This window comes from Spongiibacter sp. IMCC21906, assembly GCF_001010805.1.
Lineage (GTDB): Bacteria > Pseudomonadota > Gammaproteobacteria > Pseudomonadales > Spongiibacteraceae > Spongiibacter.
The window spans coordinates 3,049,868-3,072,704 of sequence record NZ_CP011477.1 but is presented as its reverse complement, the minus strand read 5'-3'; the positions used below and the strand labels follow the sequence as shown (position 1 = coordinate 3,072,704).

The following is a 22,837-nucleotide window of genomic DNA, read 5'->3' as shown; positions in this document are numbered from 1 at the left end:
AGCTTACTTCTTGGTCTCTTCTGTTTCAGCTTGTTCTGCTTTCATGTCTGCCGATTCATTTTTTTCGAGGTTTTTCTTATCCTCGTCTTCGTCCTGAATACTGTTTTTGAAGCCTTTAATCGCGCTGCCCAAATCGGTACCCAGCGACTTCAATCGCTTGGTGCCAAAGAGCAGTACCACAATGGCCAAAATGATTAACAATTGCCAAATACTGATGCCACCGATTCCCATTTGCTAAACCCTCTCTATTAGTTTTTGCCGCGTGCGGCTTTTTCGTCTAAACCTGAAAGACCAAATCGTCTGGCCAATTCGCTTAATACGGCGTGATGATCTTCCCCCAGATGGGAGAGCATAACCAAGCTGTGAAACCACAAGTCTGCGGTTTCGTATACCAAGTCGCTTGTGTTGCCGCTTTGTTGTGCATCTTTAGCGGCAAGCACGGTTTCTACGGCTTCTTCGCCGAGCTTTTCCAATATTTTATTCAGACCTTTATGGTGGAGGCTGGCGACATAAGAGCTGTCTGGACTGGCTTGGCGGCGTTGGTCGAGCACGTCGCTGAGCTGGTCCAATACGGCAGCACTGTCCGACATGGCGGTGTTATTTGTCATACATCTCTCCGGGATCTTTTAGAACCGCTTCGGTGTTTTGCCATTGCCCGTCGATAAGCTCGCGGTAAAAACAACTTTGTCTGCCAGTGTGACAGGCGATGCCGCCCAGCTGCTCAACTTGCAGTAGCAAGGCATCACCGTCGCAATCGAGTGACACGCTCTTTAAAAGCTGCACATTGCCAGAGCTTTCACCTTTGCGCCAAAGCTGTTGACGAGATCTGGACCAATACACTGCGCGTTGCTCCGCGATACTGAGCTGCAAGGATTCAGCGTTCATCCATGCCATCATCAGCACTCGGCCGCTGTCAACGTCTTGGGCGATAGCGGCTATAAGGCCATCGCTATTCCACTTAATCTGCTCTAGAAAATCCGCTGTCATACTAGCCTGCATTTATTACGAAATGGTGAATCATCGCTGAGCGGCCTACTTTACCTCAGCGGGCACTGAGAAAGAAATAAACGCACAGGACTAATAGGCCGAGGCTGATGGTGGGCAGATTCTCAAGTCCTTGGCTTACTTCGGGCTTGGCGACCAACAAGGCGGCGAGGCCGCTGATAATGCCCAGCACACGGCGGCGGTGGGCGCGCTTTTGCCTTGCGGAATCATCTTCCAGTAATTGGATTTGCCTTTTTAGTTCTGCGTTATCGCCCCCGCCTTGGTACTGGGTATTTTGCATAAGCGCTTCGGGCAATTGCGGCAGCTGTTCCAGCCAGCCGGGTAAACGGTGGCTGACTTTGCGAAGCATGCTTTGGGGTGAATAGCGGTCGCGTACCCAGCGCTCAAGAAATGGCATTGCTGTAGACCAGAGGTCTAGCTGGGGGTAGAGCTGACGGCCCAGCCCTTCTATATTGAGCAAGGTTTTTTGTAGCAACACTAGCGACGGCTGTACTTCCATATCGAAGCGTCGAGCGGTTTGAAAAAGATACACCAGCAGCTGGCCGAAGGAGATTTCTGCCAGTGGTTTTTCAAAGATGGGTTCGCTAACACTGCGAATGGCCGCTTCAAATTCATGAACTCGGGTCTCGGGTGGCACCCAGCCGCACTCGACATACAGCTCGGCGACCTCGCGGTAATTGCGTTGGAATATGGCCAGTAAATTGCGCGCTAAGTAGTACTGGTCGAAGTCGCTGAGGCTGCCAATAATGGCGCAATCAATGGCGATATATTGCGGTGACTGGGGGCGACCTTCGGCCACAAAAATATTGCCGGGGTGCATGTCGGCGTGAAAGAAGCTGTCTCGAAACACCTGAGTAAAAAAGATTTCTACGCCTCTTTCGGCGAGCTTTTTCATGTCGGTGCCTTGGGTTTTGAGCTGATCCAGGTCTGTAACCGGAATGCCGTGAATGCGCTCAATCACCAAAATGTTGCGACGGGTGTAATCCCAATGAACCTCGGGTACATAAAGCAAGTCGGAATCTTGAAAATTGCGCCGCAGTTGAGAGGTGTTAGCGCCTTCGCGTTGTAAATCAAGCTCATCAAAAATGGTGAGACGGTAGTCTTCAACCACTTCTAATGGGCGGAGGCGACGACCATCTGGCAAGTAACGCTGCATGAGCTTGGCGATGGTCTGTAGCAGGTTAACGTCTTTGGCGATCACCCGTTCTATGCCGGGGCGGGTCACTTTAACTACGACCTGTTTGCCATTTTTCAGGGTGGCCGCGTGGACTTGGGCAATAGAGGCCGAGGCAAGGGGTTGGTCGTCAAATTCGGCAAATAGAACGGCGACTGAGTCGCCCAGGCCTTTCTCGATAACGTCGACAGCTTGTTTACTGGGAAAGGGCGGTACGCGGTCTTGCAGGTGCGCTAGTTCCAGTGCGACATCATCTGGGAGTAGATCCCGGCGGGTGGATAGTAATTGGCCGAATTTGATAAAGACGGGCCCGAGTGCTTCCAGCGCCAGGCGCAGTCGTTCGCCTCGACTTCGATTGTTGGCGGGGAGTAATCGCCAAGGGCCAAAACGGAAAAACAACCGTAAGTGGAGTGGCAGTCGATCTAGCGGAATCAATAGATCGAGTCGGTATCGACAGAGAATCCAGCAAATAATAAAAAGGCGTCGCAGGCCCATCGAGTCGGGTCCTTATTGGTTTTTTAATGCGTTAGCGCGTTGTTGCAAGCGGCGAATTTTTGCCTCAAGGCGTTCGCTGTGGCTGCGTACTGCATCGATATCGTCAAAATATTGCTGAGTTTCTACCGGGTGAGGAATGAGTTGGCTTTCTTCTCGGACAAATTCTTCCAGCTGGCGGTTCAGTTTGTGACTGCTGCTGGCCAACCACGATCGTCCTGAGCGAATGCCTCTTGCCATTTGATGCCCAGCGACATCTCCAAATGCGTCGGCCAAAGGGCGCTCCCAGTCCAGGTCCAGTTCGGCAAGAATTTTACGAAATTCCAGCAATGCGCCGGTATCGCCCGTTAATGTGACATCGCCATTAATGAGGGCCGCGCCAGGGTCTTCCGCGGTGGCAATGGCGGCAAATTCCTGCCAGCGTCCGCTTAGTCGGCTGGTCGCATCTTCGGCCTCACCGTGCAGAATTTGCACTCGTTGGCCAGCAATACCGAGCACCAAGTCCAGGTTTGGTTCTTTTAGTGAGAGCGCAAAGCGATTGCCTTCCAAGGCGCTTAACTTGTTGGCGGTGGCGGGGTCCAGGTTAAGTGCCCGGTTGACCAGGTTTTCGAGGCTGGACATTGCCAGTCCCTGGAACAAGTGCTTCACGGCTTGACGCCCCGGTGCAGGGCGACAACCCCGGCGGTCATATTGTGGTAACGAACCGGAGTGAAGCCAGCGTCTTCCATCATGCCTTTTAAGGTTTCTTGGTCTGGGTGCATGCGAATGCTCTCCGCCAAGTAGCGATAGCTCTCGGCGTCATTGGCGACTAGCTGACCCATTTTAGGCAGAATGTCGAAGGAGTAACGGTCGTAAATTTTTTCTACCACCGGGTTTACAGGTTTGGAGAATTCCAGCACCAGGAGTCGACCGCCGGGTTTTAACACCCTGAGCATGGAGCGCAGGGCGGCATCTTTATCGGTGACGTTGCGCAATCCAAAGGCGATGGTGATGCAGTCAAAATAGTTGTCTGGAAAGGGGAGTGTCTCGGCATTGGCCTGTACGTATTCGATATTGCCAACCACGCCGTTATTGGTCAGTTTTTCGCGGCCGACCTTGAGCATGGACTCGTTGATATCGGCCAGCACGACCTTGCCTTCGTCACCGACAAGACGACAGAACTTGGCGGCCAAATCGCCAGTACCGCCGGCAATATCCAATACGCGGTTGCCGCTGCGCACGCCGGATAGCTCGATGGTGAAGCGCTTCCAGATACGGTGAACGCCACCCGACATCAGGTCGTTCATGACATCGTATTTTGCTGCCACAGAATGAAAAACCCCGGCGACCATACCGGCCTTTTCAGCGGCATTAACATTGCGAAAGCCAAAGTGGGTGGTTTTGTCGTCTGCCATAGTTTTGCCCTGCGCAATGAGTGGTGATAAAGGATCGCGGGCTATTGTAGCGGTTGAGGGCAAAAGTCTGAAGCGGTGTTTCTGTGCCGACAGGTCGTGCCCTAAATGTTCAGTTCTTTGCGCAGCTTGCGCATGCGTTTGCGTTGCTCTTCGGGGTCTAATGGTTGGCTAATATGTTCAGGCAAGGCTTTTTGCTCTGGCTCGGGTAGCTCTTCGCCCCGGCGCACCTGGTCGCAAAGTCGCTCATAGTGACGTTTGAAAACAGGAAAGGCCTGATTCTCGGCGGTGCCGGCTAGAAAGAACCAGTCGCTGGCACGGCCGGCATGGTAAACCGCAGGATGCGACCAGCGGTGGGACGCTTTCGGGTTGGGGGCGTTACAGGCTTCCATATAGGCGCTATGGTTGTCTGGCAGGCCCAGCTCCTCTGGTGCGGGGTCGCAAAATTTAAGAATGCCTTTAATGGTGGGCAAAAATTCTGATTCGCGAATCGCTCGGTGACTGGCGGCGGTAATACGCTCGGGGCTCATGTGGCAGAGGTTGCTGAACCAGAGCTTTTTGGCATAAATCAGTTTTTCTGGTGTGGCAAAGGCTTTGTTATATTGGTTGTGATAAACCAATTCGAACTCGGCAAACATCCGGTCCAGCGCGTCCATGACGGCTTCTTTATCGGGCTGTTTAGAGCCCTTCTCGCCAGCTGCGGTCGGTGTGTTTTTCGATGAAGCTATTTGCTGGCGGGTTTTTTCCAGAAGCTTGTTGCTGTCTTGCATGGTCTTGCCCCAGTTGGTGGCTGTGTGCCCAGCGGTATTTTACATGTTGCAGAAACTTGGTGTTCCACGAGCGGTGAGCTTGGCCGCTGTCTTGCCAGAATAACAGGAACTCCGGGATTTGTTGTTGGGCAAAATCCGGATCAATTCTGGCCATGTGCAGGATATCAAATACCGCCTCGCTGGGCTGCCAGTTTGACGGGATTGGCGTGATTTCCTGTTCATTGCTGACAGTGCGAGTGTACCGTGCCCACTGCAGGCGAATATGCTGGATAAACCGGGAGTTCCAGTTGTTATCGACGGTGCCACGTTCGCGCCAATACAGAATAAACTCGGGAATGGCGTCCTCGATGAACGGTCGTGTGATACCGTCCCGGTCCAGAATTTCCAAGGCATCTAAGCTCGGTTGCCACTCATCGTCAATCGGTTGGTTTCTGGCCTGTTCAATTTTTTGATACTGGGCTTTTTTCCAGCGTCGGCTAACGTATTGGCTGAAGGTGCTGGTCCACGAGGCTCGGGTTTCACCGGTCTCTCGGTAATGGGCAATAAACTCGGGCAGTGAAGACTCGATAAAGCTGGGATCAACTTGGTTAAAACGGATTAAATAGTCGATGCTGGCTTGATCGGGGCACCAGTCGCCGGGAATGACCGTGTGGCCTGGCACCGGTTGACTGGGTCGACGGGTGCCAATATGGGCTTGGGGTTGCCGCTGTTCCGGCGTACGGCTGGGGGTGCTGGTCTGTCTGTGGGTGGGGTGCACTTCTGGGGCCGGGGTGCCGCGTTGGGGTAGCGCAAAGCGGATATTTTGGAGATTGCTCATCAGTGCGCCGCCGACAATAATGAGCCCCTGATCGTTGAGGGTGCGCAGGACATCCAGAATTTTTTCGGTTTCCCAGAACGGTAGCTGGGCTTCTAGTTTGGCCAGTTCGATTAGATGCCAATGCTGGCCCTGTTTAACATGGGCGTCCAGCAGGAGTTGCCATTCAGCTAACAGCTGATAGAGCAGTGCGGCATCTAGACCGATGGTGGCGGCCAGAGAAGGGGAGACCATTAATGGGCGCTCGACAAGAGACGTCATGCAAAGATTACCTTGGGTTAAGCTACGTTATTGTACGGGCTCCCTGGCGCGGATGTCAGCCCCGATTACAGATGGATGCTGACCCAGAAAGATTGAGAGAGGAACATGGCTAAATCAAAAATCGCCTATGTCTGTAGTGACTGTGGCTCAGAGCACAATAAATGGCAGGGGCAGTGCCAAGACTGCGGGGTTTGGAACACTCTTGTGGAGTTTCGTATTGCCGCATCCCCCAGCCGAGCCAGCACCAAGCAGGGCTACGCAGGGGCAGCAGATGGTGAGGTGATGTCACTGTCGAGTGTCAGTATTGAGGCGTTGCCACGGCTACCCAGCGGCTTTGATGAATTAGATCGGGTATTGGGCGGTGGTTTGGTGCCGGGCTCGGCGGTGTTGTTGGGGGGGCATCCCGGCGCGGGCAAAAGTACGCTGTTATTGCAGGTGCTTTGCCGTTTGGCAGGAAGCTGCGATTGTTTGTATGTGACCGGTGAGGAGTCACTTCAGCAGATTGCCATGCGGGCGAAACGCTTGGGCTTAAAAGCCGATGAGCTAAAGCTGCTGGCAGAAACTCAACTGGAGACGATCTTGGCCCAAGCAGCGCGTTTAAAACCTCGGGTGCTGGTGTTGGATTCGGTGCAGGTACTGCACAGCGAGCAAGTCACCTCGGCGCCGGGGAGCGTGTCCCAGGTGCGAGAGTGCGCGGCCGCGTTGACGCGTTTTGCTAAGCAAAGCGGTACGGTGCTGTTGCTGGTGGGACATGTCACCAAGGATGGTAGTTTGGCCGGGCCTAAGGTGCTGGAGCATATTATTGACTGCTCTATTATGTTGGAAGGCAGCAGTGATAGCCGCTATCGCACTTTGCGAGGTCACAAAAATCGCTTTGGTGCCGTCAATGAGTTAGGCGTGTTTGCGATGACAGAGCTGGGAATGAAGGAGGTTAAAAACCCGTCGGCGATATTCTTGAATCGTGGCGATGTGGTGGCTTCCGGTAGTGCCGTGATGGTGGTTTGGGAAGGTACCCGACCGCTGCTGGTAGAGATTCAAGCCTTGGTCGATACCTCTGGCTTTGGTAGCCCTCGCCGGGTGGCGGTGGGCCTGGAGCAAAACCGTATGGCCATGTTGCTGGCGGTCTTGCATCGTCATGGTGGATTGCAGCTTGGCGATCAAGATGTGTTTGTGAACGTTGTTGGCGGCGTTAAAGTGTTGGAGACAGGGGCCGATTTGGCGCTGTTGTTTGCGATTGTCTCCAGCTTTCGGGACCGGCCGTTACCAGAAGATTTAGTGGTGTTTGGCGAGGTGGGCTTGTCTGGTGAAATTCGCCCGGTGCCCAGTGGCCAAGAACGGCTTCAAGAAGCGAGAAAGCATGGTTTTGCTAGAGCTATTGTACCTAAAGCCAATGCTCCCCGAGCTGGCAGTGCGGGCAATATTGAAGTGATTGCCGTCAATACGCTGGCAGAAGCTTTGGAAGCCATTTAATAGACGGGGATTAAATTGGGAGTTAAGGCGTAAAGCGCGCTTTACGCCTTAACTATCAGAATATTTCTATTGGTTCTTGGCCGCCGCCATTGCCGTAGCTTCCCGGTGAATTGTAATCCGATTCCTGTGGGGCGTTTTCGCTGCGGAAGTATTCGAAAATCGCATTGGCTTGGCCGGGGTGGGCAAGGGCGCCTGTATCGGGATCAATCCTTACGGTGACGATGGAGTCGGGTTGTTTAAGCTGGCGCTCGGGGCGATCCTTAAGGGCCACCTTCATAAAATCTATCCAGATGGGTAGCGCGACAGAGCCACCGTATTCTCGGCGGCCTAGTTTTTGGTTTTGATCAAAGCCTGCCCACGTAGAGGTCACTACGCCGCCACTGTAGCCAGAAAACCAGGCATCAGTTGGGCCGTTAGTGGTGCCGGTTTTGCCTGCAGCATCGCTGCGTTCCAATACTCTGGCTTTGCGTCCGGTGCCTCGGGTAATGACGTCTTTCAGAATATTGTCGATAAGAAAAACGACTTCATCATCGAGTACCTGGGGCGCGTATTTGCGGGCTTCGGTATCTTGGGAGAGGATCTCGTCCAGGGAGTACTCTTCGTCAATGCCGGCTATGGCATCACGCCCTTTTTTGCCGCAGTGCCGACAGACCACCTCTGGGTTGGCTCGGAAAATAGTATTGCCATCGCGGTCGATGATTTTCTCAATCAGATACGGCGAAATCTTGTAACCGCCGTTGGCAAATGCCGCATAGCCGGTAACGATCTGCATGGGGGTTAGCGAGTGGCTGCCCAGTGCCAGCGATAGGTCTCGGGGCAGGGCCTTGGTATCAAAACCGAAGCGACCAACGTAGTCGATGGCTTTATCAATGCCCAAGTCGCGCAATATCCGGATGGAGACGAGGTTTCTAGAAAGATACAGCGCTTGCCTTAATCGCATGGGGCCGTTAAACGTGCCGTTGTCGTTACTGGGGCGCCAGGTGCCGCCCAACGAGGAGTCGTTGAAAACAATAGGGGCGTCATTGATGATGGTCGCCGGGGTAAAGCCGTTATCCAGTGCGGCAGTGTAAATAAAGGGTTTGAAGTTGGAGCCGGGTTGGCGGGTTGCTTGTGTGACCCGGTTAAACGAGCTTTTTTGGTAGTTATAACCACCGACGAGACTGATAATGGCGCCGGTATCGGCATCCAGTGATACCAGGGCAGCTTGCACTTTGGGCAGTTGTGATAGCTGCCACTGCTGCTGATCTTTGTCTTTTACCATGCGCAGCCGAATGACATCGCCGGGCTTTAAAATGTCTTCAACTTTTTCAATTTTATAGCTCATTCGGTCTTCGCTGATATAGCGAGCGGTGTCTTTCAGGCCTTGATCCCAGTTGAGGGTAGTTTGCTCACCCGATGCCAATAGCGCGACTAAGCTTTTGTCTTCCGTGTTGAGAACCACTGCGGGGTGCCAGTTGCCGACGGCACCAATGTCGACCAGCTTTTTGGCAAGTTCGTCCCTCTTGTCGTCGTCGATTTGTGCGGGGAGTGACCAGTGTTGTTCGGGCCCCCGGTAGCCGTGGCGAGTGTCGTATTCAATTACGCCATTAATAATGGCTTGGTTGGCGACATGCTGAAGCTGGCTGTCGACAGTGGTGATGACAGAGTAGCCGTCTTCGTAGGCATTGCGGCCAAATCTATCCAGCATTTCCAGTCTGACCATTTCAGATAAATAGGCCGCGTCGACATCCAGTGGCGTGCCGTGGGCGGTGGCAGAAATGGGAGTGCTAATGGCGGTTTTATAATCCTGTTCGGCAATATACCCCAAGCTGCGCATTCTGGAGAGAATCCAGTTGCGGCGAATGCGGGCCCGTTCTGGGTTGGCAACGGGGTTGTAGGCAGAGGGAGCTTTGGGAAGGCCCGCGATCATTGCCATTTGAGCCAGGCTTAGCTCGCGTAAGGGTTTGCCATAATACACTTGGGCGGCGGCTTCGATACCATAGGCATGATTGCCGAGGAATATTTTGTTGATATACAGCTCAAGGATGTCTTCCTTGCTTAATGCCCGCTCTATTTCGATGGCGAGAAAAATTTCGGTGAATTTGCGCGTGAAGGTACGCTCTTGGGTTAAAAAGTAGTTTTTTGCGACCTGCATGGTGATAGTGGAACCACCAGATTGAATGCTGCCGGTGGTAATGAGTTGTGACGCAGCACGCAATAGGCTGCTAACATCGACGCCGTGGTGGCTGAAGAAATGATCATCTTCAGCGGCGAGAAAGGCCTTGATAAAGGTGTCGGGTATTTCTTGAAAGCTAACCGGTGAGCGGCGTTTTTCGCCAAACTCCCCCATGAGCTGGCCGTCGCGACTGTATATGCGCAGCGGGGTTTGGAGCTGGATATCCCGGAGAGCGTCAACCGAAGGTAACTTCGGGCTGATATAAAGGAAGGCCGCTGCAAATACCATAACGGCACCGGCGGCAGAGAGTAGAATGAAGCTGACCAATAAGCTGATCAACGAAAAGCTACGAGACATATAAATCCTGTAAAACGGCTGTGTCTATCTTGATAGTGGCCTAGCATAACGAAAACTGGCTATTTATCCGTGTGTTTTTTTCATAACTATTTGCGCATTGGCAAAGTGTGGTATTTAATCTTGCATATAAGAGTGCGCCCTAAGCCTAAGATATAGATAGGAAAATGATGTGCTAAAAGGCCTGATTGGCGGTAATTCGTCCCGAAGTCTTCTCGGTGTCGACATCAGTTCCAGTGCGGTGAAACTGCTGGAGTTGAGTCGCAGTGGAAATACCTATCGCGTTGAGAGCTACGCGGTAATGTCTTTGCCACCTCAATCGGTGGTGGAGAAGAACATTGCCGAAGTCGAGGTGGTAGCCGAGGTGCTGCGGGCTGTTGTGTCTCGATCTCGCAGTAAATTGAAGCGGGCCGCAGTGGCGGTTCCCGGGTCGGCGGTGATTACCAAAGTCTTGCGGATGCCCGCAGACATGAATGAAAACACGCTGGAAACGCAAATTTCTCTCGAAGCTGATCAATATATCCCCTATCCCTTGGATGAAGTTGCGCTAGATTTTGAAATTATGGGGCAGGCGGATGACAACCCTGAGCAAATGGATGTGCTACTGGTAGCTTGTCGACGTGACAATGTTGATTTGCGGACTGAAGCGCTGGAAATTGCAGGCTTGGAAGCCAAGCTAGTGGATGTCGAAGCCTTTGCCGTTGAACGAAGCTTTGAGTTGATCGCCAGCTCCTTGGGATGTGATGAAAACACCGTGGTGGCGATTGTCGATATCGGTGCCAGCATGACGTCGCTCAGTGTGATTGTAGACGGTGAAACCCTGTATACCCGAGATCAGCTCTTTGGTGGCCGCCAGTTGATCGAAGAGATTCAGCGCCGTTATGGCATGACGGTTGAAGAAGCGGGCTTGGCCAAAAAGCAAGGTGGCCTATCCGACGACTATGACAGCGAAGTCTTGGCTCCGTTCAAAGAAGCGGTTATTCAGCAGGTGGCCAGGTCTTTGCAGTTTTTTTACTCATCAAGCCAATACAACTCCGTGGATATGATTTTGTTGGCGGGCGGTGTGGCTGCCATGCAAGGTTTGGCCGATATTGTTGAGTCGGAGCTGGGGGTCAGCACGGTAGTGGCAAATCCTTTTGGGTCTATGGCAGTGGCTCCTGGTGTCGATGCAATGAGCTTAAGCAATGATGCACCGGCAATGCTTATTTCCTGTGGATTGGCATTGAGGAGTTTTGATTAATGGCTAATATCAATCTCCTCCCTTGGCGGGAAGAGCGTCGCGAACTGATTAAACAGCAGTTTTTGATGGTGCTAGGTGGGGTAGCCGTGCTGGGGGTGCTGTTAGTCGTGCTGGCTATGAGTATTGTTAACGGTGCTATCAGTAATCAAAAAGATCGCAATGCTTATATTCAACAGCATATTAATAAGTTAAACAAAGAAGTCGCCGAGATTCAGGATCTTGAAAAACGTCGTCAGCAGCTCATTGACCGCATGACGATTATTCAAGACCTTCAAGGGACTCGGCCATTGATTGTAAGGGTGTTTGACGAGCTGGTTCGTACCCTTCCCGACGGTTTGTTTTATACATCCTTGTCTCGTCGCGATAAACGAATTGAGGTGCAGGGCGTGGCGGAATCCAATAACCGGGTTTCCAGCCTTATGCGTAAATTAGATGCTTCGCCGTGGTTTGCGGAGCCGAATTTAACCGCGGTCAGTGCTGCGCCAGCCTATGGCGAACAGGCCAGCAGTTTTAAATTGTCTTTCTTGATCAGTGCGCCTGCGGCTGATGAAGAAGAGCGGAAGTAGGGAGCATCATAGTGGCTTGGCAAGAGTGGGTCGACGAGCTAAAAGGCTTTGATGTCAATGACCTAAACCTGGAAAACATCGGCGCTTGGCCAGTATTGGTCAGGGCGTTGGTGTGGGTGTTGGTATTTGCCCTGTGCCTAGTGGGTGGTTATTTTTATATTATTTCTGATTTGCGTAAAGATTTAAGCGCGGTTGAGCTTAAAGAGCAGCAACTGCAGAAGGAATTTGAGAAAAAAGCATTTAAAGCCGCCAAGCTTGAACCTCTTAAGCAACAGATGAAGGAAATGGAATCGTCTTTTGCCGTGCTGCTAAGCCAGCTTCCCGCTGATACAGAGGTTCCTGGTTTGCTCGAAGATATGACTGAAAAAGCGGTGAGCAATGGTTTGGATATCGCCAGTATTCAGTTGCAAGCAGAGCGTGTGCAGGAATTTTATATTGAGTTGCCCATCGCTATAAAAGTAAGCGGTGCTTATCATGACTTGGCCGCCTTTGTGAGTGGTATTGCAGGCTTGCCTCGAATCGTCACGCTGCATGACTTCACTATTACCTCCAATAAAGAATTCACCTCCCAGAGTATGTCCATTACCGCAAAGACTTATCGGTATAAAGATACGGAGGGCGCCAAATGAAAACGGTGGTCGTCCGCGTTTTATCGCTGGTGTTCTCGTGTGGTGTTTTAGTGGCGTGCAGCCCCGCTGGAAAATATTCGGATATTGATGCCTTTTTGGCTGAGAAACGAGCTGCGCCTACAGGCAAGATTGAGCCTATTCCTGCAATGAAAGCTTATCGCGCCTTTAGCTATAGTGCTTCAGGAATGCGTAGCCCATTCAGCAAGCCCGTTGATGTTAAAGAGATTGCCCGCTTAGAAGCCAGCTCTAATGTAAAGCCTGACTTTGATAGAGAGCTTGAGTTTTTAGAGCAGTTCTCCTTCGACTCGCTGAAAATGGTGGGGTCATTGAAGTTGGCCGGGGTGTTATGGGCCTTGATTAAAGACCCTGATGGCGGTGTTCATCGGGTGAGAACGGGGAATTATCTGGGCCGTAATCATGGTCGCATCACCGAGCTAAAAGACAATTACCTCTCTGTGGTGGAAATAGTTACAACAGGCGGGGATGGCTGGGTAGAACGGCCACGATCCCTTGAATTACAAGCCGGTAAATAGAAGTCGAGTAGTGAACATGTTCATAATCACCCGAAAAATGACGCCACACAGCACCTCTCGCCGAAGGGCGATTTCGGGTGGACGATATGGGGTTGCGCGCTCATTACTGGCCTTGGTTGGTTTGAGCCTGGTTTCACTACAGCTTGCTGCGGCGGAGCTGACTAATATCCAGTTTAACGCTCTGCAGGGTGGGAGCTTTGAAGCCCGCTTGCAATTCAATGGGACGCCGCCAGAGGTGAAAGGCTATACCATTGAAAAGCCTGCCCGGATAGCCTTGGATTTTCCAGGTGCTGAAAGCACCCTAAGCCAGAAAAAATATCCTCTCGCATATGACAATGCCAGCAGTGCAGTGGTTCTTGAAGGCCGGGACCGGACTCGGTTGGTGCTCAACCTGATTCGCCTCGCGAGTTACGAAACCCGTGTTGAAGGCAATACGCTGGTTGTTGAGGTGGGTGGTACTGGCGGCAAGAGCTATATGAAGGAGAAATATAGCAATCCGATTGTTTCTACTTCTTCCACCAACCAACCCGATACTGACAATATGATTCGTGACTTGGATTTTCGTCGGGGTGATGCTGGTGAAGGGCGTTTGGTTATTCAACTTGCCGACGACAAAGCGGACATTAATGTTTTTGTGGAAGGCAGCAAAATCAAGATTGATTTTAAGGGCGTGAATTTGCCGCAAAACCTGCAGCGACGTTTTGACGTTGCAGATTTTGCTACCCCAGTCAAAATGATAGATGCCCGCATGGGCGAGAAGGGCGCTAAGATCTCGCTGGAAGCCAAAGGGGAATACGATTACCTTGCCTACCAAACTGATGCTGAATATGTTGTAAGTGTTAAGCCCTTGACTAAGCAAGAAGTTGAATTGCGCCGTAAAGAGTTTGCTTACGTGGGTGAAAAGCTCTCGCTAAACTTTCAAGATATTGAAGTGCGTTCCGTGCTGCAGTTAATTGCTGATTTTACCGACTTGAATCTGGTTGCCAGTGACACGGTGACAGGCAATATTACTTTGCGCCTTCAGAACGTGCCTTGGGATCAGGCCTTGGAGCTGGTGCTTAAAACCAAGGGTTTGGATAAGCGTCAAGTCGGCAATGTTTTGATGGTGGCGCCCGCGGCAGAAATAGCCGAGCGAGAGCGTCAACAGATTGAGGCACAAAAACAAGTAGAAGAGCTGGCGCCGCTGCAAACGGAGTTTATTCGAATCCGTTATGCCGATGCGGATGAGTTGTTCCGTTTGTTTAAACCTGAAGATCGCGATAGTGAGACATCTACGGGCAGCATTTTATCGCCTCGCGGCAAAGTAATTGTGGATAAGCGAACTAATTCGCTGTTGATCACTGAAACAGCGGATCGTTTGGAAGAGTTTCGCCGTTTGGTATCCTTGATCGATGTGCCAGTGCGGCAGGTTCAAATTGAAGCTCGGATTGTTAGAGCCTCTTCTGACTTTGATCGCGCTCTAGGTGTTCGCTGGGGCGGCGCTTATATCCGGAGAGATGGTGATAATATTTATTCTGCCAACGGTGACATTGAAAGCGATCAGCAAACCCAAAATAATTTTGTCAACGCGCTGGCTGCGGGCTCGCCGACTTTTCAGGCGACCCCTGGTCTAGTGACTGATTTGGGGGTGAATAGCGCAGCGGGAACCTTTGCGTTGGGCTTTATTAGTCCTGATGTATTGTTGAATTTGGAGTTGTCGGCCTTGGAGTCTAAAGGCCGTGGCGAGATTGTGTCGCAACCGCGTATTGTGACTGGCGACAAAGAGCCTGCGATTATTAAATCGGGTACTGAAATTCCCTATCCCGAGTCTTCGGCTAACGGTGAAACGACTATTGCCTTTAAAGAAGCGGTACTCAAGCTTGATGTCACACCCATTATTACTCCCGATGACCGTATCATTATGGATCTCACCATAAACCAGGATACGGTGGGTGAATTGGTTATCGCCACTGGCTTAGGCGGTCAAGTCCCAACGATTGATACCACTGAACTGAAGACGCGAGTCTTGGTCAGTAATGGCGAAACGGTTGTTCTGGGTGGGGTTTATGACCAACTGGATATCGAGTCAGAAACAAAGGTGCCTTTCTTGGGAGATATTCCGTTTTTGGGTAGACTCTTTAAAAACACCTCAGTAACAAGAGAGAAGCAGGAAACCCTGATTTTTATAACCCCCCGCATACTTGCGGACAGCTTGGTAGATTGATTGTCTAATGTCGAAGCGAGGCGCAATATTTTTGGTAGGCCCCATGGGGGCGGGTAAAAGCACAATTGGTCGCTTGTTAGCGGATTCCATACAAATGGATTTTCGCGATGCCGACCGAGAAATTGAAGAGCGCAGTGGTGTCGATATCCCCTGGATCTTTGATATGGAGGGGGAGTCTGGTTTTCGGGATAGAGAGGCGGCAATGCTGACAGAGCTGTCAGAAAATATCAGCTCGGTCATTTCCACTGGCGGCGGCGCCGTTCTGCGTGAAGATAATCGGCGCTTAATGGTGGCCAAGGGTACGGTGATCTACCTGAAAACCTCTGTTGATGAGCAGGTTCGGCGCACCGCCCGCGACCGTAAGCGGCCTCTCTTGCAAAACGGCGACCCTGAGCAAACGTTGCGAGCATTAATGGCTCAGCGTGAACCGCTGTATGAAGAAATTGCCGATCTCACCGTACTAACCGATCAGCGCAGCCCCAAAGCGGTTGTTCAAGAACTGTGTCAATTGCTGAGTTCTGCAGACCCTTCCGTCGTCTCTTGATATAATCCCCCGCCCGGGCTTCTCCCGGGCTTGTTTATTTTTGTTTCCGGAACATATATGAAGCAGCTCAATGTTGATCTGGGCGATCGCAGTTACCCTATTTTTATTGGTTCTGAGGTGATGGCCAATAGCGATTTATGGCGGCAGTTTATTCGCGGCAAGCAGCTTTGTATTGTCAGTAATGAAACTGTAGCACCTTTGTATCTGCCTGCTTTAAAGGCGCAGCTTGACGGTTTTGATGTGCTTGAGGTGGTGTTGCCCGATGGCGAGCAGCATAAAAATCTAAATACCTTAAACACGATTTTTGATGCGCTTTTGAGCCGTAACCAAAATCGCAGCACGACCTTGATTGCTTTGGGTGGCGGGGTTGTTGGCGACATGTGTGGTTTTGCTGCCGCTTGTTATCAGCGTGGGGTGAATTTTATTCAGCTCCCTACGACGCTGTTATCGATGGTGGACTCCTCTGTTGGTGGTAAGACCGGCGTGAATCATTCGTTGGGCAAAAATATGATCGGTGCCTTCCATCAGCCCCAGTGTGTGGTGGCGGATTTAAGCGTGCTTGGCAGCCTGCCCGATAAAGAGTTTTCGGCGGGGATGGCTGAAGTTATTAAGTATGGCTTGATCTGTGACGTGACGTTTTTTCAGTGGCTGGAAGACAATATTGTCGGTTTGATGGCCAGAGACACAGCGCTGTTAGCCGAAGCTGTGTATCGCTCTTGTGTTGATAAAGCAGCGGTTGTTGCCGAAGACGAAACGGAGCAGGGGCGACGGGCTATCTTGAATTTGGGGCATACCTTTGGCCACGCCATTGAGACCGCGGAAGGTTATGGCAGCTGGCTACACGGTGAGGCAGTTGCAGCGGGGATGGTGTTGGCGGTGACCTTGTCAGAAAAACTGGGTTGGGTCTCGGCTGAGGTTGTGGAAAGAAGCAAATCGCTTCTCTCTAAAGCGAACTTACCTTTGCTTCCTCCTTCCAGCATGAATCTGGATCAGTTTTTGCAGTTGATGGGCCGAGACAAGAAAGTAATAGATGGACGCTTGCGTCTGGTCTTGTTGAAAGCTCTGGGAGATGCGATTGTGACCAGCGATGTTCCTGTTTCAATGGTAAAAACAGTGCTGCAAGAGGCGGGAGTCAAGGCCTGACATGGGCACCTAGTGTTGCTTAAAAAATTAAGCAATTGTGCGGGGCAATTTGTCGACGTTGTTGCATAAGTGTAGAATGTCCCTCCTTTTTTCCCTGAATCAACAGGTTTGGGGAAGTTCTTGTCGACTATCTTTTTGTTTTTCTTAGTAATTTTTGCGAGAGTCGTTATATGAGTACAGGCCTGTACAGACCTGAAGATGTGCGTGACAACTGCGGTTTCGGCCTCATCGCCCATATGGAAGGCGATGCCAGTCATGAGCTGCTGCAAACCGCCATCGAGTCACTTACCTGTATGACCCACCGGGGCGGTATTGCTGCAGATGGCAAGACTGGCGATGGTTGCGGTCTGCTACTCAAGAAGCCGGATGCTTTCTTGCGGGCAGTGGCCAAGGAGGCATGCGGTGCTGAGTTAAGCGAGGTCTACGGTATTGGCCAGCTGTTTATGAGCCGAGACGATGCCCAAGCTTCAGCGGCCCGAGCAGCAGTTGAATCGGTGCTGAAAGACAATGGTCTGGAGACAGCAGGTTGGCGTGAAGTGCCCGTCGATGACCGCGTGTGCGGGGATATTGCCCTTAGCAGCCTGCCGCGTATTGAACAGCTATTTATTAATGTAAATGGCTTAAATCAGCAAGAATTAACAACGCGCCTGTTTGTGGTGCGTCGACAGGCTGAAATTGCCCTTCAAGACGACAGTGATTTTTACATCTGTAGCTTGTCGGCAGATGTTATATCTTACAAAGGCTTGGTCATGCCGGTGGATTTACCCCGGTTTTATCAAGACTTGGCGGATCCTCGTTTAGAAACCGCTATCTGCGTTTTCCATCAGCGCTTCTCCACCAATACTTCGCCGCGCTGGCCTTTGGCTCAACCCTTCCGGATGTTGGCGCACAATGGTGAGATCAACACCATTGAGGGTAACCGCAATTGGGCAGAGGCTCGGAGTAGCCGTTTTGCCAATGAACATATTCCTAATATTGAAGCGCTCGCTCCTTTGGTTAATCGCGTCGGCTCTGACTCCTCCAGTCTGGATAATATGCTGGAATTGCTGGTTGCCGGTGGCATGGACTTGTTTCGGGCTGTGCGGATGTTGGTGCCCCCCGCGTGGCAAAACATTGAGCATATGGATGCCGACCTGAAGGCGTTTTATGAATACAACTCCATGCATATGGAGCCTTGGGATGGCCCTGCCGGAATGGTACTAACCGATGGCCGTTATGCGGTGTGCATGCTGGACCGTAATGGCTTGCGTCCGTCGCGTTGGGTTATCACCAACAATGGCTTTATTACCGTTGCATCAGAAGTGGGCACGTACTCCTACCAGCCAGAAAATGTTGTGGCTAAGGGCCGTATCGGGCCCGGTCAAATTTTGGTGGTGGATACCGAAACTGGCGAAGTGTTGCACACCAAAGATGTCGACGAGCGTCTGAAGTCAGCTCACCCCTACAAACAATGGTTGCGGGAAAACAGCCTGCGTTTACAAGACCAGCTGAGCAGCGTTGGCCGCCCCGAATTGCCGGAAGGTGAGCAGCTACGAAGCTTGCAAAAATATTTCCAAGTCACCTTTGAAGAGCGCGAACAAGTATTGACCGCCTTGGGCGACAGTGGCAACGAAGCTGTTGGTTCGATGGGTGACGATACGCCCATGGCGGTCTTGTCTAGCCAGCAGCGGTCGCTGTATGACTTTTTCCGGCAAAAGTTTGCTCAGGTCACCAACCCGCCCATCGATCCGTTGCGTGAAGCGATTGTAATGAGCCTGGAGACGTTGCTGGGCGCTGAGCAAAATGTCTTTGAACAGACCGCAGATCATGCTGATCGTCTTATTTTAACCAGCCCGGTCTTCTCTCCCGAGAAATTTGGCCGCTTGCTGCAGCTCAACTCTGAGCGTTTTCCTCAGACCGTAATTGATCTGAGTTATGACCCTGCCCTGACGTCGCTTAAAGATGCCGTTGCACGCGTGGCCAATGCTGCTGAGCAGGCGGTTCGCGATGGCAAGGTTATTTTGATTCTGAGCGATCGGGCTGTTGAGCCTGGTTTGTTGGCTGTACACAGTCTGCTGGCAACCGGTGCTGTTCACCATCATTTGATTAAGCAGGGCTTGCGCTGTGATGCCAATTTAGTGGTTGAAACAGGTAGCGCCCGCGACTCTCATCAAATGGCTTGTTTGTTTGGTTTTGGAGCCACGGCGGTTTACCCCTATATGGCTTATGCCGTATTGGGTGACATGTTGTCTTCTGGCGAACTGCTGGGTGATGAGCAAACGGTTCATACCAACTACAACAAAGGTATCAACAAGGGATTGTTGAAAATTATGTCCAAAATGGGCATTTCAACCATCGCCTCTTATCGTGGTGCCCAGTTGTTTGAAGCGGTTGGTCTTGCGGATGAGATCATCGACGTTTGTTTCAAAGGCGTTGCCAGCCGTATCGCCGGTGTCGATTTTGCCGGTTTACAGAAAGATCAAGAAGCACTTGCTACGGTGGCCTGGTTACCGCGTAAAACCTTGGATCAAGGTGGCCTGCTGAAATACGTCCACGGCAAGGAATATCACGCTTTTAACCCCGACGTGGTAATGACACTGCAAGATGCGGTAAAAAGCGGTGATTATGCCGTTTGGAAAAAATACGCCAAGTTGGTGAACGATCGCCCCGTCGCCACATTGCGAGATTTGTTGAGCTTTGATGAAAATGCCAAGGCGATTCCTCTGGAAGAAGTTGAGCCGATCGAAAGCATTCTTCGTCGTTTTGATTCGGCGGGGATGTCATTGGGTGCATTAAGCCCTGAAGCTCACGAAGCACTGGCTGCGGCAATGAACCGCATGGGTGCGCGCTCAAACTCAGGTGAAGGTGGTGAAGACCCCGCGCGCTTTGGTACCGAACGCGTATCCAAAATCAAGCAGATCGCTTCGGGGCGTTTTGGTGTGACACCGCATTATTTGGTGAACGCCGAAGTGTTGCAGATTAAAGTGGCTCAGGGCGCCAAGCCCGGTGAAGGTGGTCAGCTGCCCGGTGGTAAGGTTAATGCCTTGATTGCTCGCTTGCGCCACTCTGTTCCAGGCGTCACGCTCATTTCGCCACCGCCACACCACGATATTTATTCTATCGAGGATTTGGCTCAGCTTATTTATGATCTCAAGCAGGTTAATCCCAGCGCACTGGTGTCTGTAAAACTGGTGTCAGAGCCCGGTGTTGGTACTATCGCGGCAGGTGTGGCTAAGGCCTATGCTGATTTGATCACTATTTCTGGTTACGACGGCGGCACCGCAGCCAGCCCGATTACCTCTATTCGTTATGCCGGTTCACCTTGGGAGCTGGGATTGTCTGAAGTCCAGCAAACGCTGCGCGGCAATGGCTTGCGGGGCATGGTGCGGGTGCAGACCGACGGCGGTTTGAAAACGGGTATGGATGTTGTGAAAGCGGCCATCCTCGGTGCGGAAAGCTTTGGTTTTGGTACCACGCCAATGGTGGCCTTGGGTTGTAAATACTTGCGTATCTGCCACCTCAATAACTGCGCTACGGGTGTGGCAACCCAAGATGAGCGTCTGCGTGATGAACATTTCATTGGCACCGTCGATATGGTGGTGAATTTCTTCACCTTTATTGCAACGGAAACACGCGAATGGATGGCCAGCGTGGGTATACGTACCATTGAAGAGCTGATTGGCCGTACAGATTTATTGAAGCAGCACCCGGGTCAAACTGAAAAGCACGCGTCTTTGGACTTGTCTCCAATTCTGTATAAAGACCCTGCTGCTGCGGCTCAGCCAGAATTTTGTAAAGTTGCGTTGAACGAGCCCTTTGATAAAGGCGTAAAGGCTGAGACCATTATCGAGGCAGTGTTGCCGGCGATTGAAGGTAAATTAGGGGGCGAGTTTGAATTTGAACTCACCAATTGCGACCGCTCTATTGGTGCCCGTATTTCCGGTGAGATTGCCAAGCGATATGGCAATCTTGATATGGAAGCGGCGCCGATTACTCTGCGCATGAAGGGCACCGCCGGGCAAAGTTTTGGCGTGTGGAATGCTGGCGGTTTGCATATGTATCTAGAAGGCGATGCCAACGACTATGTCGGTAAAGGTATGGCCAGTGGTAAATTGGTGCTTTTCCCGCCCCGCAACAGCGTGTTTAAAAGCCAAGAAACATCGATTATCGGCAATACTTGTTTGTACGGCGCGACTGGCGGCAAGTTATTTGCTGCGGGTACAGCAGGGGAACGCTTTGGTGTGCGTAACTCCGGCGCCCACGCGGTTATCGAAGGTGCGGGTGATCACTGCTGCGAATATATGACGGGTGGTAACATTACCGTGCTTGGCCCCACCGGGGTGAACTTTGGCGCGGGTATGACGGGCGGCTTTGCTTATGTTTTGGATGAAGCCCATCGCTTTTTTGACCGCTACAACAGTGAATTGGTAGAGATATGTCGTATTAACTCCGAGTCGATGGAGGCTTACCGAGCCCATCTACGGGGAAATATCAGCGAGTTTGTTGCAGAAACTGACTCCCAGTGGGGACAACATATCCTCGATAATTTCGATGACTACATTGGCAAATTCTGGATGATCAAGCCCAAAGCAGCGAGCCTCAGCCGCCTGCTGGACTCCACCAGAAAGCGTCCGGAATAAATGCCGAGTAGTAATGAGGTGACAGCATGGCTGAACGATTAAGCAACAGTTTTCAATTTCTTGATGTGGGCCGTATCGACCCTAGCAAGAAAGACATTGGTGAGCGTCGCACCGAGTTCGTAGAAATCTATGAGCCGTATAAAGAAGACGAGGTTAAACACCAAGCTCATCGCTGCCTGTCTTGCGGCAACCCTTATTGTGAGTGGAAGTGTCCCGTACACAACTACATTCCTAACTGGTTGAAGCTGGTTAGCGATGGCAACCTGTTTGAGGCGGCTGAACTCAGTCATCAAACGAACAGCTTGCCAGAAGTGTGTGGTCGGGTTTGTCCTCAAGACCGTCTTTGTGAAGGGGCCTGTACGCTTAACGATGGCTTTGGTGCGGTGACCATTGGTTCTACCGAGAAGTATATTACCGATACGGCGCTGGCTATGGGCTGGCGCCCGGATATGTCTAAGCGGGTTTGGACTGATAAAAAAGTCGCCGTGATTGGTGCTGGACCAGCAGGTATCGGCTGTGCCGATGTGCTGGTACGCGCAGGGGTGAAGCCGATTGTCTTTGATCGCTACCCAGAGATTGGCGGCCTGCTGACCTTTGGTATCCCTGAGTTCAAGCTGGAAAAATCAGTGATTCAACGCCGCCGTGGGGTGTTGGAAGAGATGGGTGTTGAATTCCGTCTTAACGTCAATATCGGCACAGATATCAGTATTGATGAACTGCTTGAAGAATACGATGCCGTCTTTATGGGCATGGGGACTTACAAATACATGAAAGGCGGCTTCCCCGGAGAAGAGCTGCCGGGTGTGCACGATGCCTTGCCTTTCCTCGTCTCAAATGTAAACCGTAATATGGGCTGGGAAAAAGACGCTGGCGATTTCATCAGCGTTCAGGGTAAAAGGGTGGTTGTGCTTGGCGGTGGTGATACCGCAATGGACTGTAACCGCACTTCTATTCGCCAAGGCGCAGAGAGCGTAGTGTGCGCTTATCGTCGCGACGAAGAAAATATGCCGGGCTCTCGTAAAGAAGTAAAAAATGCGGGTGAAGAAGGTGTTCAGTTTCTGTTTAATCGTCAGCCAGTCGCCATTGTTGGTAACGACAAAGTAGAAGGCGTTAAGGTTGTGACCACCCAGCTGGGCGAGCCAGATGAAAATGGTCGTCGTCGTCCAGAACCTATTGCGGGTAGTGAAGAAGTTATTCCCGCAGATATGGTGTTGGTCGCTTTCGGTTTTCAGCCTGATCCTGCCGACTGGATTGGCAAGGCCGGTGTGGATATTAATAGCTGGGGTGGCATAACTGCTGCCGAGCAGCAGCTGTTTAAATTCCAGACGAGTAACCCCAAAATCTTTGCTGGCGGCGATATGGTACGTGGCTCTGATTTGGTGGTAACGGCTGTATGGGAAGGCCGTCAGGCTGCTGAAGGTATTCTCGATTATTTAAACGTATAAAAGGAGTGGCGAAACCATGTTTCAGCAAG

General features: G+C 51.6%; 19 protein-coding genes. 10 read left to right on the top strand and 9 right to left on the bottom strand.

Going from position 1 to position 22,837, the window contains the following annotated elements:
* Positions 1-3: 3 nt before the first annotated feature.
* The 8 genes from tatA to IMCC21906_RS14110 all read right to left on the bottom strand — a co-directional run bounded on the left by tatA (position 4) and on the right by IMCC21906_RS14110 (position 5,907).
* Positions 4-231 (bottom strand): twin-arginine translocase TatA/TatE family subunit, encoded by a 228-nt coding sequence (gene tatA / locus IMCC21906_RS14145; protein ID WP_047012712.1) that lies wholly within the window; start codon positions 229-231, stop codon positions 4-6.
* Between the two features lie 17 nt (positions 232-248).
* Positions 249-590: a phosphoribosyl-ATP diphosphatase gene (locus IMCC21906_RS14140; RefSeq protein ID WP_047013454.1), complete on the bottom strand. Its 342-nt coding sequence runs from the start codon at positions 588-590 to the stop codon at positions 249-251.
* A 7-nt stretch (positions 591-597) separates the two neighbouring features.
* Positions 598-987, bottom strand: a complete 390-nt coding sequence (gene hisI / locus IMCC21906_RS14135) for a phosphoribosyl-AMP cyclohydrolase (RefSeq protein WP_156166056.1) — start codon at positions 985-987, stop codon at positions 598-600.
* A gap of 55 nt (positions 988-1,042) precedes the next feature.
* The gene (gene ubiB / locus IMCC21906_RS14130) at positions 1,043-2,674 is read right to left on the bottom strand and encodes a ubiquinone biosynthesis regulatory protein kinase UbiB (RefSeq protein ID WP_047012710.1); all 1,632 of its coding nucleotides are present in this window, start codon (positions 2,672-2,674) and stop codon (positions 1,043-1,045) included.
* A gap of 12 nt (positions 2,675-2,686) precedes the next feature.
* Positions 2,687-3,292 carry an SCP2 domain-containing protein gene (locus IMCC21906_RS14125; protein WP_047012709.1) on the bottom strand — a complete coding sequence of 202 codons (606 nt, stop codon included), beginning with the start codon at positions 3,290-3,292 and terminating at the stop codon, positions 2,687-2,689.
* A gap of 23 nt (positions 3,293-3,315) precedes the next feature.
* Positions 3,316-4,065: a bifunctional demethylmenaquinone methyltransferase/2-methoxy-6-polyprenyl-1,4-benzoquinol methylase UbiE gene (gene ubiE, locus IMCC21906_RS14120; RefSeq protein WP_047012708.1), complete on the bottom strand. Its 750-nt coding sequence runs from the start codon at positions 4,063-4,065 to the stop codon at positions 3,316-3,318.
* Positions 4,066-4,166: 101 nt separating this feature from the next.
* Positions 4,167-4,718, bottom strand: coding sequence for a replication protein P (locus IMCC21906_RS14115; protein WP_231580277.1), 552 nt, complete (start codon positions 4,716-4,718; stop codon positions 4,167-4,169).
* 22 nt (positions 4,719-4,740) lie between these two features.
* Positions 4,741-5,907 carry a DnaT-like ssDNA-binding domain-containing protein gene (locus IMCC21906_RS14110; protein WP_047012707.1) on the bottom strand — a complete coding sequence of 389 codons (1,167 nt, stop codon included), beginning with the start codon at positions 5,905-5,907 and terminating at the stop codon, positions 4,741-4,743.
* Between the two features lie 105 nt (positions 5,908-6,012).
* On the opposite strand from IMCC21906_RS14110, the gene radA reads away from it, so the two are divergent.
* On the top strand, positions 6,013-7,377 hold the full coding sequence (gene radA, locus IMCC21906_RS14105; RefSeq protein WP_047012706.1) for a DNA repair protein RadA: 1,365 nt from the start codon (positions 6,013-6,015) through the stop codon (positions 7,375-7,377).
* A 55-nt stretch (positions 7,378-7,432) separates the two neighbouring features.
* Here the strand turns inward: radA and IMCC21906_RS14100 are convergent, their stop codons facing one another.
* Positions 7,433-9,889 (bottom strand): penicillin-binding protein 1A, encoded by a 2,457-nt coding sequence (locus tag IMCC21906_RS14100; RefSeq protein WP_052763549.1) that lies wholly within the window; start codon positions 9,887-9,889, stop codon positions 7,433-7,435.
* Positions 9,890-10,058: 169 nt separating this feature from the next.
* On the opposite strand from IMCC21906_RS14100, the gene IMCC21906_RS14095 reads away from it, so the two are divergent.
* The 9 genes from IMCC21906_RS14095 to IMCC21906_RS14055 all read left to right on the top strand — a co-directional run bounded on the left by IMCC21906_RS14095 (position 10,059) and on the right by IMCC21906_RS14055 (position 22,808).
* On the top strand, positions 10,059-11,126 hold the full coding sequence (locus IMCC21906_RS14095; protein WP_047012705.1) for a pilus assembly protein PilM: 1,068 nt from the start codon (positions 10,059-10,061) through the stop codon (positions 11,124-11,126).
* Positions 11,126-11,692, top strand: a complete 567-nt coding sequence (locus tag IMCC21906_RS14090) for a PilN domain-containing protein (RefSeq protein WP_047012704.1) — start codon at positions 11,126-11,128, stop codon at positions 11,690-11,692. The genes IMCC21906_RS14095 and IMCC21906_RS14090 overlap by 1 nt, the downstream gene beginning before the upstream one ends.
* Positions 11,693-11,703: 11 nt before the next feature.
* On the top strand, positions 11,704-12,321 hold the full coding sequence (locus IMCC21906_RS14085; RefSeq protein ID WP_047012703.1) for a type 4a pilus biogenesis protein PilO: 618 nt from the start codon (positions 11,704-11,706) through the stop codon (positions 12,319-12,321).
* On the top strand, positions 12,318-12,854 hold the full coding sequence (locus IMCC21906_RS14080; RefSeq protein WP_047012702.1) for a pilus assembly protein PilP: 537 nt from the start codon (positions 12,318-12,320) through the stop codon (positions 12,852-12,854). Before IMCC21906_RS14085 ends, IMCC21906_RS14080 begins: the two co-directional genes overlap by 4 nt.
* A 16-nt stretch (positions 12,855-12,870) precedes the next feature.
* Positions 12,871-15,057, top strand: a complete 2,187-nt coding sequence (pilQ, locus tag IMCC21906_RS14075) for a type IV pilus secretin PilQ family protein (protein ID WP_231580276.1) — start codon at positions 12,871-12,873, stop codon at positions 15,055-15,057.
* Positions 15,058-15,064: 7 nt separating this feature from the next.
* Positions 15,065-15,601, top strand: coding sequence for a shikimate kinase AroK (gene aroK / locus IMCC21906_RS14070; RefSeq protein WP_082117488.1), 537 nt, complete (start codon positions 15,065-15,067; stop codon positions 15,599-15,601).
* A 57-nt stretch (positions 15,602-15,658) separates the two neighbouring features.
* A complete protein-coding gene (gene aroB, locus IMCC21906_RS14065) occupies positions 15,659-16,744 on the top strand; it encodes a 3-dehydroquinate synthase (protein ID WP_047012700.1) in 1,086 nt (361 codons plus the stop codon).
* A 170-nt stretch (positions 16,745-16,914) separates the two neighbouring features.
* A complete protein-coding gene (gltB, locus tag IMCC21906_RS14060) occupies positions 16,915-21,363 on the top strand; it encodes a glutamate synthase large subunit (protein WP_047012699.1) in 4,449 nt (1,482 codons plus the stop codon).
* Positions 21,364-21,389: 26 nt separating this feature from the next.
* Positions 21,390-22,808, top strand: coding sequence for an FAD-dependent oxidoreductase (locus IMCC21906_RS14055; RefSeq protein ID WP_047012698.1), 1,419 nt, complete (start codon positions 21,390-21,392; stop codon positions 22,806-22,808).
* Positions 22,809-22,837 lie beyond the last annotated feature (29 nt).